This window comes from Streptomyces sp. HNM0575, assembly GCF_012726265.1.
Taxonomy (GTDB): Bacteria; Actinomycetota; Actinomycetes; order Streptomycetales; family Streptomycetaceae; genus Streptomyces.
In genome coordinates, this window is sequence record NZ_JAASAG010000010.1 from 106,194 (window position 1) to 118,704 (window position 12,511).

Annotated in this window: 9 protein-coding genes; 3 read left to right on the top strand and 6 right to left on the bottom strand. The window is 64.2% G+C overall.

Annotation, left to right across the window (positions count from 1 at the left end):
* Window positions 1–152 precede the first annotated feature (152 nt).
* On the top strand, window positions 153–401 hold the full coding sequence (locus tag HCC61_RS23000; RefSeq protein ID WP_169138357.1) for a hypothetical protein: 249 nt from the start codon (window positions 153–155) through the stop codon (window positions 399–401).
* Between the two features lie 85 nt (window positions 402–486).
* Here the strand turns inward: HCC61_RS23000 and HCC61_RS31315 are convergent, their stop codons facing one another.
* Entirely contained in the window at window positions 487–612 is a 126-nt protein-coding gene (locus HCC61_RS31315; protein WP_277349087.1) for a hypothetical protein, read from the bottom strand.
* A gap of 620 nt (window positions 613–1,232) precedes the next feature.
* On the opposite strand from HCC61_RS31315, the gene HCC61_RS23005 reads away from it, so the two are divergent.
* Entirely contained in the window at window positions 1,233–3,263 is a 2,031-nt protein-coding gene (locus HCC61_RS23005; protein WP_169138359.1) for a hypothetical protein, read from the top strand.
* Window positions 3,264–3,676: 413 nt separating this feature from the next.
* Here HCC61_RS23005 and HCC61_RS23010 read toward each other — a convergent pair whose 3' ends face one another.
* Window positions 3,677–3,874: a hypothetical protein gene (locus HCC61_RS23010; protein WP_169138361.1), complete on the bottom strand. Its 198-nt coding sequence runs from the start codon at window positions 3,872–3,874 to the stop codon at window positions 3,677–3,679.
* Between the two features lie 562 nt (window positions 3,875–4,436).
* Between HCC61_RS23010 and HCC61_RS23015 the strand changes: the two genes are divergently transcribed.
* Complete coding sequence (locus HCC61_RS23015) at window positions 4,437–5,594, top strand: hypothetical protein (RefSeq protein WP_240969211.1); 1,158 nt, start codon at window positions 4,437–4,439, stop codon at window positions 5,592–5,594.
* A 12-nt stretch (window positions 5,595–5,606) separates the two neighbouring features.
* Here HCC61_RS23015 and HCC61_RS23020 read toward each other — a convergent pair whose 3' ends face one another.
* The 4 genes from HCC61_RS23020 to HCC61_RS23035 all read right to left on the bottom strand — a co-directional run bounded on the left by HCC61_RS23020 (window position 5,607) and on the right by HCC61_RS23035 (window position 12,366).
* Complete coding sequence (locus tag HCC61_RS23020; protein WP_169138363.1) at window positions 5,607–6,623, bottom strand: hypothetical protein; 1,017 nt, start codon at window positions 6,621–6,623, stop codon at window positions 5,607–5,609.
* Window positions 6,624–6,950: 327 nt separating this feature from the next.
* The gene (locus HCC61_RS23025; RefSeq protein ID WP_169138365.1) at window positions 6,951–10,409 is read right to left on the bottom strand and encodes a type ISP restriction/modification enzyme; all 3,459 of its coding nucleotides are present in this window, start codon (window positions 10,407–10,409) and stop codon (window positions 6,951–6,953) included.
* 719 nt (window positions 10,410–11,128) lie between these two features.
* Window positions 11,129–11,809, bottom strand: a complete 681-nt coding sequence (locus HCC61_RS23030; RefSeq protein WP_169138367.1) for a hypothetical protein — start codon at window positions 11,807–11,809, stop codon at window positions 11,129–11,131.
* The gene (locus HCC61_RS23035) at window positions 11,806–12,366 is read right to left on the bottom strand and encodes a hypothetical protein (RefSeq protein WP_169138369.1); all 561 of its coding nucleotides are present in this window, start codon (window positions 12,364–12,366) and stop codon (window positions 11,806–11,808) included. Before HCC61_RS23035 ends, HCC61_RS23030 begins: the two co-directional genes overlap by 4 nt.
* Window positions 12,367–12,511: the final 145 nt, after the last annotated feature.

Below are 12,511 nucleotides of genomic sequence, written 5' to 3' on the forward strand. Positions count from 1 at the left end.
CCAAGGTCAGCACCATCCGCCAGACCTTCGCTGCGATGCCGACAGCTGCCCGGTGTAGCCGCCGTCCGCCCGCGCCAGCGTCAGCTGGAAGTACCGCTCCCGCAGCGGGGCCAGCAGGGTGCACCCTGCCCCGGTCCGTCACGTTCGCCGCAGTGACCACTACTGCCAGCAGCAGCCCCAAGGGACGGACCCGGCGGATGTACCGCTTCCTGCCGTTGACCGCCTTCCCGCCGTCGAAGCCGCGTAATGGCACAGGCACGGAGACCGTGGCCTTGACCGACTGCGAGTCGGAGATCCCCGCCCGCCGTATGCTGCGGATTGCGTCCGCCCACATGGCGGACCGTCCCGCGCAGCAGGCCGTGCAGTTCCTTGATCAGGTTCGCTTGCGCCAGGGCCAGTAGAAGCACATTCCGGGCCGCAAGCAGGGAAGTCCGCGGCGTCGCACGCCACTTGATGCCGCTGCCACCAGCCAGCGGAATGCGTCGATCACTGCCAGTGGCAGTAGCCCTCCGACTGCCCGCCCCTGCCCTCCAGCCAGCACGGCACCGACAGCGCTGCGTGCGCCTCGACCCACTCGGCCCTCAGCCATACCCAACGGATACTGACGCACACGCTCACCTGATCCGCGGCGATGCCATACACGCGTGCGGGGCAATCTCACAATGGAGAAGCCGAGTTGGCTTTGACAGGCAACGACGCGCGCCACCTGCGACGACAGGGGCTCCTCGCGCTCGTGGCTTCAACAACCTTCTAGTCATGCAGGAAGCCTTCCTGCATGCCCCTCACCTACTTACCCGACCGGGAACCTCGTTCGAGCAGCAGGCGAACGTCACGGTAAGACAACAGCTTCTAAGGCCAACTACCCTGCGGGAGGCATGCGTTGATCCGTACTCGGATGCACCACTCGCCCGCCCGTGCTAACTTTAAAGGCGCCTGCGACGCGTGGGCGCAAAGCATGATCACTTCGGGATGGTTCCCCCCGAGGTAGGCAAGGTGGAGGCTGAGCTTCCTCACGCTGCAGATCCTGCCGCGCGCTCCGTTGCCGCCGAAGACCACATCGGGATTCATCCCGATCGCGTTGGAGGGGATGCGCCCGACGGCTTAGGTCGTCCGACTTCCCGGGCATGGACTCCACATTCGTGTGGCACTCCGGGAGCAAACGGGACGATCAGTGCTTCTCTCGTTTTCGTGACTCTTGGCGTGCCCGAACGCGCCCAGGAGGGCACCGGAAGATGTCTGCACCCGTTGAAGAAACCACCTCCATCCACGACCACGTGCCTCCCCGGCCGGTCGTCAAGCTCCCCGAACTCGCACCCATCGCTGCCCGTCGCAAGGCGGCAGAGAAGCTCGCGGACGCCTTCAGCCTCGATCCGGCTGCAGCGACATGCATCGCCAACGCGGTCATTGATCCGGCTGAGTTGCGCCGATCCATCGAGACCCCGACCGAACTTGCCATCACCGGGGGGATTCTCCTTGCCGTCCGAGCACGGGTGTGGACACGCCGCACCTTGCCTGACATCCGTAACCCCAGGATCGGGGACGCCCGCCGCCACCCGGTGGCTGTCGAACCCGGGACCGACGAGGAGTCCCGGTTCGCGCCTGTCGACGACCCGACCAGCAACGGCGTCACGCCATACCTTGAGCTAGAGGTCGAGTCTGCGGAGCACATGACGTGGGCGTCTGCTCTCGCTGCCCGGGCAGTACTCGGTGCCAATGATTGGCGGTACTCGATCCGCAATCAGGGCGTGCTTACCGAGGTGTGGCTCGTTGCCAGCCGCTACTCCCACGTCGATGACGGAAGTCCCGATCTCTGGGCAGTGACCACGGCTGAGGGATCGTCGCGCACGACCGCTGCTCACGACATCCTCGGTGACGGCAACAGTGTCGACGTCGTCGTGAAGGCCGAGTCTGACACTGCCATGCGTGGACGGATCAAGGACCTGAACACAGCGTTGGGGCAGGGCCCCACGGCCAAGCAGTCCGAAGCGCTGCGTTGCGAGACCATGCCAGCGCTGATCCTTGTGGGCTACCGCCCTCTGCCAGGGGGACCCGACCGCTTCTCTTCAGCCGTCAAGTCCCTGGTAGCACTTCGCCACGTCGACGCACCGAAGGAGTGGGGCGAGGGACCAGAGCTTGAATCCCTCGCCGACGAAGCGTTGACGGTCATGGAAGACCGGGGCCTTCTAACGCCTCTGCGCCGCCGGTGGCTTGCCGGCGCCATCAGCCGTTCCCAAGCAAAGGCTGCCCATCTGCCCACTGACCCGGCCATCCGGGCGGCAGAGATCATCGCGCTCTTCTCCAGCAATGACCAAGAGGTGCGTGATGCCATCCGGGACGCCGTGACCCGTCAATCAACTCGCAAACGCATTACGAAGAATTTCCGCGTCAAGCTCGCCGTGGCGCTGATCGTGCGGTCCGTCGCCGGTGAGGGAACAAGCCCTGACCGTGTGCGCCGCTATATGCAGCACGGGTTCGTGTCCGTACGAGACAACCACTTCAAGCCCACTCATCGGGATGCCGATGCTGTTCTCGCCGATGCCCTCGTCGAGTTCGACAGCAATCCGGCAGGCGACCCCGGCCAGGCCCGACTTGAACTCGCGGCACGTGCGGCGTACCCGCTCATCTCTACACTGTCTCTGTGGGCCGACCGCGGGACCAGCAACAATCCGAATGACGACGACCGCCGCCGCCCCGGCGAGGTCATCGACACGATGCTCTCGTCGCGCCTCGGCATCCTCCAGCTGCACCGCGCAATCGTCGACCACAACGACGGTCGGCCAGCGCTCCGTGCTGTGAACGAAGACGGCGGCATCCGACTCACCGAGGATCGCGCCCAGGACCAGACCCTCAACGATGTCTACCTACGTTCAATGTTCCCCAAGGCAGGTTCTCCCACCCGGCCGACCTCCACCGATACTCCCGACGATGCCCTCCGCGACGCCGCAGCCGTCTTTGGCGCCGCAGCTCGTCGCCTCGCTGACGCAATGGCCGCTATCCGTGCAGTCAAAGCCGCTGACGGATCCGACCACGTTGAGACCGTCGGAATGGACCGCAATCATGTCCATGAGTGGAAGTCCACCCTCGATGAGGCAACCTCCGACTTGGAGTTTTGGGGTCGTATCTGGGAACGCCGCAACCGCAATAGCGCCCAGGCCACGGCTCTGCGAGGGGACAACTGGGTATCCGAGTACCTGAACGACCCAGATGAAGCCGTTCAAGCATGGGAGGACGAGGACTCTGACAAGATCGAGGCTGCGTCATGATCCCTGAGCGGCTCGCGTCTCTCGCCGCGTATGCTGGCGACTGGCTTCACCCCGACGGGCCCTGCGGACCGTATCCATTCAGTCCCAGCATTCCGGCCCCCGCCCACAACGCCGTCTACGTGGTCTGCGGATGGTCCGGACGGATCCTCTACGTCGGATCCACCACAATCGGTGTCGGAACGCGCTTCATGCAACACCTCAACGATCGGCCCAAGACACTCGATTGGGCAACCGTGTATGTCGTCCCACTCACGGACGACGTCCCGGTCGGTGAAGTTCGCCGTATCGAGGGCCGCATCGGCCTCGCTGCAGGGCCTGCGCGAAGCAAAGTCCTGCCCAGGGTCATGAGCAGGCGCTGACCGGAGCCCTTCTGGTGGCCCCGGCACGCACTCGGGGCCACCAGAAGCATCGCGTCACTCCTCAATCACTATTCCGGTATGTCTCTGAGGGCTGACAGTCACGGTCCGCTTGAGGAGGTCAACGCGGGGATCGTCGGACAGTTCATTGGGGGCGTTGACGATCGCCGATGCCTTGTCCACCCTCATTTGGCGGAGGGCGTGGTCGAGGAGGGCGGTGGTGTCGTGCTCGGCGACTTCTGCTTCTGCGAGCACTTGATGAGGCCTGCGAGCTCCTGAGGTGATCCCTAATCCAAGGAGTGCTGTCCGTCCGGTCACGCATAGAGCACCGCAGATCTCCTGCAAGGAGCCGCTTCGTTCCCCCTCACGAGTGATTGCCCGGCATGGAGTTTCGGTGTGAGCTGACGGCATGCATCGCTGGTCACCGCTGAACGATCGGCAACGTAGCCTCCTTGGCCGCCTCGACGCGGGCGAGGAACTACGCGAGCAAGCTGCAAGTCAAAGGCGTTCGGCCTACGCCTTGCGCGACCGGGGTCTCTTGCTGATCACTCGTCGACGGGGCGAGCTCCTGACCGAGGTCACCGACGCCGGGAGGTTCTACCTCAAGCACGGTCACCACCCTGACGATCCTGCGCACGCGGAGGACGAGCCGGCCGCCTCGACCGCCGGTGCATCCAGTACACCGAACGCGCGGAGCGGCGATGCAGAGCCGCCTGCAACGAAACGCCGACCACGGGCTGCGAAAAGCGCGCCGAAGAAGCCAACTCCGTACAGCGAGAGGCCCATCCCTCTCGCTCGACGGGCGAAGGCGAGCCAGTTGGTCGAGCAGCTCACCGCCAGGCGGCAGGTCACCATCTCCGCCCCGACCGAGGAAGAGATCACGGAGTGGCGGCGGATCGTCGACTTCGCAAAACGCCACGGGCTTGTCCCCGAAGGCAGGCGCATCGAGAAGCAGCGGCTGTTCAACCGCACCCGTGACTTGCAGATCTCACTGCTGGACGGACCTCACCCCAACACGAACAAGGAGTCGCCGGACGAGGCCCCGGCGGTACCGGTGCCGTCCCAACTGCGCTCGCCGCATCCGGTGGTGGCCGCCCTTCGAGACGACCAGGACCGACTGGTGATGCCGGCGGCAATGCGTCGTCGCGCTCTCCTGCTCCTTCAAGGGTTGGCAGCCGAAGCCGTGCGGCGAGGCCACAGGGTGCAGGAGCACCCAGTCGCCGGCCGTCACCGAAGCCACGCATACTCCTACAACGGTCAGTACTTCCCCTCCCGTTACTCGCGCCGCGAGGGGGAGATAAACCTGTCCGTTGGGGACTTCACCTACACCGTCACGATCAAGCGCGAGTACCCGCAGTCTGAGGATGCCGACCGTGCGTCGAAGCTCATGATCGACCTTGGCTACGGCCGGTACGACGGACGACGCCGTCAGTGGGGCGACCGCAAGCGGTGGACGCTGGAGGACACCCTCGGCGCCGTGCTCCGGGAGATCGAGGCTCGCGCTGTAGAGGATGCCCAGCGCAAAGTGGATCAGGAACGTGCGCAGGCCGAGCGCAAGGTCCGCTGGCAAGAGGCAATGGACAAGGCGAAGGAGCAAGCCGTCGAGGCGCAGTTGGCCAGCGCACTCACCGAACAAGCCAGGAAATGGCGGGAAGCAGCAGCTCTCCGTGACTACTGCGAAGCGCTGGAACAACGCCTGGCAGCGGCGGACGGAAACGAAGAGGAAGAAACTGCCTCGACCAGAGAATGGTTGACTTGGGCACACGCCTACATCCAGCGACTCGACCCACTGCAGGAGCTACCGGCCAAGCCCACCCCGCGACAGCCGAAGTCCGAGGAGCTGAAGCCATACCTGAAGGGCTGGAGCCCATACGGTCCAGAAGCGGTGGCGAGACTCCTTCGGGACCGTGAAGCGGAGGACTCCGAAGACGACGGCGACCACCAGCACCGGCACGGACCCAGGGTGGTCGGTTAGGAACTGCATGCGTCAGCCCTCCCCGTCGCACATGTCGAGCGAGGCGGTGCCCAGCACTACCCGGTAGGCATCACCGTGGCGGATGAATTTCGCCCCTTTGACTCCGACCTCCCGGTGAGTCAGGGCCAGAGCAAGGTCGCGGGGTTCGGGATAGCCGGTCCACCGGAACACCCACGAGTCACCGGCACCCCAAAGCCGACGTACCGCGCCGTGCCGGATCACCTCCGGTTCCCTCCTGCGTTCAGTTTCGCGCCGCTCCAGGGGATCCCAGGACAAACTGGTCGCCCAGCGACCGCGCCGATCCAAGAGGTTGTAACGGGAGACGAGGCCAGACAGCAGAGTGGTGGCGTCCACCGACATCGATGGGACCGCAGCAAGCGCGCGGCGCTCGGACGCTGTGAGGCTGTGCTCCACCGTGAGATAGGAGTGCAGTGGCACGCGGCTTCGCTTGGTACCGCGCCGGCATCCGTACGGATCACCGGTGATCGTCAGCAGTGCGCCGGTGGGGAGGTGGCGCAAACAGAGGGAGGGCTCCCCATGGCAGATGTAGCTGACCTCGTGTCGTAGTCCTGGAACGCCACGTGAACCCTCCCCTGCAGTGTCCAGCAGCCGAGTTGCCACGTTCTCGGGGGCACGCTCCGCGACCATCACCAACTGGTCCCGGCGGGGTGACATCACCGGGTCGTACGAGGCGACAACGGCAAAGTTCCACCGCGCCGTCGGACCGGTGTACACATTGCCGTTGAAAAGCGCGAGCGCCAGCAGAGCCCGGAAGGCACGCTGGTCGTCCGAGCAATGGTCCAGGCCCAGCCCATGCGTGTCGTTGCTGATCGCTGCTCGAGCTGCGGGTTCGCTCTCCCCGGTGTACTGGAAGCGGAGCGGGATCCGCTCATCGGGATCCATGGTGTGGACGGGCAGCCCGCCCAACTCGCGCGCAGCAACCAACCGTGCCTGCTGGAAGGGGATGACATCCCCGGACTCGCGCTGGATGCGGCGAGCGAGTGTGGCGATGTCCCTGTTGAGCGTCATGTCCGGCTCCCGGTGGGCACGCTTCAGTGCTCCCGCCCACTGCGCCCCAATAGGAGGAACGGCAGCTTTGGATCACGCGCGCCCGACGGCGCATTGCGCCCTCAACCCTGGGTGGCTGCGGGAGGAACCCAGGTCCGGCGTAACGGCGAGCGTGGTCGCCTGCCCGGATTTTAGCGCCCCTTAGGGCGTAGGGACGAGTTGGAGCCGGAAGCTTCAATTGTTCCGTCACCGACAGCCCGTCGGCGCGCACTCGTGACACGATCAAGAAACTACCGCTTGCATGGTCAACTACCCACAGACTGGAGATCACCTGTGAGGTGACGCCTATCAGGCGGAGCCACGACGCCGTCGAGCGTGAGGGGCGGGTCGCACATGTGAGTGCGCCCTGCGCTGGGCAGCACTTGGGCTGTCGTCCGGGAGGGATAGGGGGTCCACGGGCGCAGGCGGTTGGCCGTCAACCGTCTCCATGCCGGGCAAAAAGCCGGGCTCTACAGCATGAGCGTGCTTTGCATGCTCAGGGACAGGGAGGATACGTCGTCGCGAGAGTTCAGCGACGTCGATCAGCGGGGCGGCCAAAATGCGGTTGAGTAGCTCCGCCTGCTGCGGTTCCAGCGTGGTGAGCTGGCTGAGCACCGCAAGGACTTCGACGAGTTCCCGGCTCCAGTCGTGCTCCCAGCGCTCGGGGCGTTCACTGTCGAGTTCGCTGGTCACTTTGCCGGCGGTGCGGTTGCTGCGGTAGGTAAGCCAGCTATCGAGGACGTTGCGCCCGCCGGTGGTGTAGTTGCGCATGCGGGGCGTGACACCGGTAAAGATGCCCCCCTCGATTATCAGGTGTTCGTTTTCGCTGTCGTAGCGGATGGTGGAGGGGAGCGCACTCGGCTCGACTTCTCGCGCGTACTTGATCTCGGGATGTAGTCGTCGCCAGGAGTTCGATGTGCCTAGGGGGCGGCCCTCGTCGGGGTTGATGCAGCGGGCGCCGAAGGTGGAGGCCCACAAGATGTGGCGTCCCAAGCTGACGGATTCGTGCCACAGGTCGCGATCAGCAGTCAAAGGGACCCGCACACCAGGGGAGTTGAGGTCCTCGGCGTAGCGCTCGGTGAACGCGGGATGTGCTGTGATGGCGGCAATGTAGGCGAGGAGATCTGCGGGTGGGACGTCCCGGAGGCCGTAGGAGTTCGCGAGATGGTTTTGCAGGCCAGGCGTGACGTTGGGAATCCGGTCAGCATGAAGCAGAGGAAGGACGCGTCCTCCATTGCCATTGAAGTAGTGGACATCGGGGATGAGAGCCGTGAACAGCAGTGCAGGGCCAGTCCGCAAGCGTTGGGTGTGCTGCTCAGTGACGAAGATTTGATCGTCAACGGCCGCACGCCAAAGGTCGGGGCGTGCGCGGTCGATGAGGCGGCCGTCCGGTATGAGCCACTGGCGGTCTAGGGCTCGGCGGGCGATGCGCTCCGGTTGAGGACATGAGCCGTGTTCGTTCCTGATCAGGATTCGAGGGTGGGGGTGGCCCGGGATCTGGGGAGCTTCTTTGTCTAAGGCGCGGCTGTCAGTCTTCTTGAACAGCGCCTGCTTGATGGCGGGTTCGCGTTCCTGGATGAGCCGGTCCCAGCGTCGTCGCAGGGTGGCTTTCGACGGGCTGATTACCCAGTTCCGGTTTGTTGTAATGCCGGGTTTGTACCAGGGCATGAGGTCGGTGAGTGCAGGAAAGTCATCCCAGCCGCTCTGGGAAGCGGGCGTGAACGGGGCGGCCTCCGCAGGGCGGGAGGTGTGCCAACCAGGTCCACCGATGTGCAGGTCTTGCAATTGCTGTTCCTTGTATTCGCGGGTGCCGTGTACGGCTGCGTAGTGGACCGGAGCTAGCTTGTCGCTGCGCTCGCCTTGTCGGCGGACGAAGATGGCAATGGCTAACTCTTGCTGGACCCCAGGGAAGAAACGGCTGTTGAGCGAAGCCCTCTTGGTTTCGGGGGTAAGGTCGATGATCCATCCTTCGGTGCAGGTGTGCCGTAGGTAGGAGCGCATGCCCTGGAAGCCGAAACCGCGGATGAATCCGGCGGTGCTGACGAAGCAGACAATGCCGTGGCGGCGATCGTCGTGCTGGTTGAAGACTTTGTGGGTGGCCCAGCGCCAGAAATAGGTGCATAGGTTCTTCAGTTTGTTCTCGTAGACGCCTGCCGCACCGCGCAGCCGGAAGGCATCTAGGGGCGGGGAGCCACGGCCTCGTGAGCCTTTCTCGATCCATCCGCCCTGGCCTTCTGCCTGTTCGCGGTGCGGAGGGTTGCCTATGACAACGGTGATGCGCTCGTCGCGCTGGATGGTGCTGGCCGCTTCGGCGTCATCGCGTAGGGGACCCCACAAGGCGCCGTACCGGTCGAATAGTTCGTTGCGCCGCCACGGGTCGGCGAGGGTGTCGGCCAGGTGCAGGCGCATGTCGCGCAGCCGGACGCGAGCATTGAGCTGGCGCAGCATTTGACCGACGCGCATCTGAGCGACGGCAAAAGCGCCCATCTGCTTTTCGAACCCGATTAGTCGCCCAGCAAGTTCTTGAACAGACTCGGAACGGAAACCTTCGTTGCCACCCTCGGTTTGCTTGCGGGCAACGAGGTCGATGATGCCCGTGAGGAACGTGCCTGTGCCCATGGCCGGGTCGATGATGGAAACACCCGGATCGGCAAAGCCGTCAGGGCAGTCCAGCCTGGTAGTCAGCACCTCGTCGACAAGACGAATCATCTCGGTCATCAGTGGAGCAGGGGTGTAGTAGGTGCCGGAGTCCTTGCGTAGTTCGGCGTCGTACTCCTGCAGAAAGTGCTCGTAGAGATGGATGTGGAAGCCAGGTTCCCCGGCCAAGGCCTTCTTCCAGTCGATCGCGTCGATGACACGGGCCAGCATGTCGAGGCTGTCGCGGAATTCTCCCTCCACCTGGTCAGTGAGGATCTGCAACGCACGGCCCATGACGGAGTGCTCTGCCCCCAAACGCCGCCCTACCTCGTGCAGGCTCATCCCGGTCAAGGCGTTATCGCTGTCAGCACTGTTGGAGCCAGCGAGTAGGAGAGCAAACGTAACGGACTGGGCGTAGCGGTCAGCGAAGGCCGCTCGCTTGTCCCGGTCGTCCGTAGTCGGGAAAAGGTCGACCTCGAGCGTGGAAGCCAGGTCTGTGAAGGGGCGTTGGTGGCGAGGCAGGCCATCTTCGCCGTCTAGGCGGTCGTGGACTGCATCCCGCAGGAGAGTACACAAGGGAGCCACCTTGGCAACCACCTCGCGCATCGAGGTCAGTGGACGCGGTTGCCAACCGAAGAATGCGTCCAGCATCGCTGCGAAGGCGGCTTCACTGGCCACTGGCACCCGCAGGCGGGAGCCGGCCGTCCGCAGATCACCCTCGAGGTGGATCGTGTCGCCGTACTGCCGGCCCGAGCGATACATGATCCATGTCTGACCGTTGGTGTAGATGAGGTTCGGCAGCTTCGCCATGCCCTCCCATTGGCGGCGATCGCGCTGGTTCAGGCCGCCGGGATGGATCACACTCTTGTCTGGGCTTTTCAGCTCGACATAGCCGACGATGTTGCGGGGTAGCTTCCCGATCCGTACTGCCAGGTCGGGTCGTATCCGGTGGGCGGAGATGGCTACTTCGGCATGTAAGACGGCCTGTAGCCCAAACGCTGCTGCCGCATCGGCGAGAAGAGTTTCCACCGCCCGACGGATGGCAACCTCCTGCTGCCCGTGCTGCAACGCTTGCTTACAGGTCGCACCAAATTCACTGACGATGCGCCGGAACCTGTCCTTGCGTTGCATTCCCGCCCCCAAGGGTCAACACGCCCCGCATCCACCTAAAAACCTACGGTAAGCACAACATCACACTTCGTCGAGAGGACGTCACTCATCGGGCCCGCCCTCAACGCCCCGACTCGACGCGCTGCGGCCCATGTCGAAGCGATCGCCACCGACCTCATCAGCGCCCTCCACCGGCACCAGCCAGGGAAATGGCGGACCTGCGCGCCGAGTTCGCCTACCAGCTGCCGACCCGACTCACCTGCGACCTCTTCGGGGTCCCAGCCGATCAGCAGCCGGAGTTGCTCCGCATCATCGACGCCGTCCAGGACACCAACGCCACCCCAAACAGGCCGGTGCCACCGGCCGTGACCTGTACGCCGCGATGGCCCCGAACACTTCAACCTGGACCGGGCCGCCGAGCAGCGCCTGGCCTTCGACCACAGCATCCACGACTGCCTCGGCGCCGCCCGTGCCCGCTCAACGCCCGCATCGCCCTACCCGCGCTCTTCGACGCCTTCCCCTCGACGCGTGCCTCGTCGCGAAGCCGCGACCTTGCTCATCGCGCACGACGGGCCCGCACGATCCTGACGGGACGTGGACGGTGAGGAACAATGCTGTTTGTACTGCTCAGAGTTCTACAGGTGGGTATCGAGGGACAACCGTTCCAGATGGCGTCCGCACCGTTCGCTCAATCATTGCTCACACGGAATCCTGGGCAGCACCCTGCCTGATCAGTTTCCTCAGATCACGGTCGAGGGTGCGTGCTTGCTCAGGTAGCTCTTGAAGGTCTTCCTGATCTCAGCCTGGAGATAGCCCGCCTGAGGAGAATTGGGCACCACGTCCCGCTCGTAGCCTCGCTTCCGGGCATCGAGGTACCGAACGATGCTGGAGGACCCGGTGTTGGATACGAACAGCTCGTTCTGCGTGCGAATGTCGGCACGCAACCCTTCGAAGTTCCGAGCCAGCCCGATATCGAGATTAGTTACGTAGTACTTACACTCCACGATGAGTACGCACTGACTGCCGCGCGGCGCAATACCTTGGGCACGACTAAGGGCAGCTTCTTCAGCAGGAAGCACCAATACGTCGCACTCGTGCAAGACACCGGAAGCGCCCGTCACGAAGACACCGAGGTGGACTTCAAGGGCTGGAGCACCGTCGAACTCGATGACGGCATGGGTAAATGCTTGGCTATCACCGTACAGTTGGCCGGGCCCGGTCCGGAACACCAGGCTGCTTGCCTTTCCCCCGAAGACGTCCTCATAGGTGACAGTCGCACCATGCCGACTCGCCGTAGCCGCTATCAGCGCGAAGACAAATCCCTCGTAGACGTCCGAGGTCTTCGACGCTGAGTCGTACGAGACTGTTCCGGCCGCCAGAAGGCTCTTGATCTCACTGACCAGATCATTGACTGCGCTCAACTGCGTGCTTCCCTCTCCACCTCGGCCAGCAGGTCACTTACCCGGTCACGTCGCTCCGTTGACAGCCTGTCTGCCGAGAGTTCCGTTCGACTCCGCCGGGCACTGGTACTCTCGTCCGGTTCGAACATGACTCCCTCGGCCATACCTCGGGTGCCGAGATCTCCCTCAGGTTCGGTCTGAAGCATCTTCAGCGTCTCCAGCTCGATCTGCGGCAGCTCGACGAACACCCGCTGAACGGAGTCGAGGATGAGCTGGACGCGTTCGTGATCCGTCATGGCTCGAGTAGCGATCACCAGCGTCCCTCGCTTGCGTGACGCCTCGTACTCGACGAAGCCAAGCGCGCTCCGGTCTACGACCTCGTAGCGGGCCGCCGCAAGGGCTGGAGTGGCGTCGCGGAGGTCATCCCCGCGGCGCTGAGGGCGGCGCCGAAGGATCTTCTCCTCCGGTACTCCTGCTGCGATTGCAGCGTCCACATCATCGAGCACCCACGCCAGGACGGTGCCCTGCAACGCTTCTCGGAGTTCCTGCTCCACACGGCTCAGTTCGGCCTGGTCCATATCCCTCCCCCTGCAACGAGAACCGCCAGCATCTGTAGTGCCATGGTCATCGTGGCAGAACGCACTGACACTCGGGCCTAAGCCAAAGACTTCCCGGCCAGGGATGTGCCGCCTGCTGTGTGACGACGTCCAGCCCGTCCGGTCC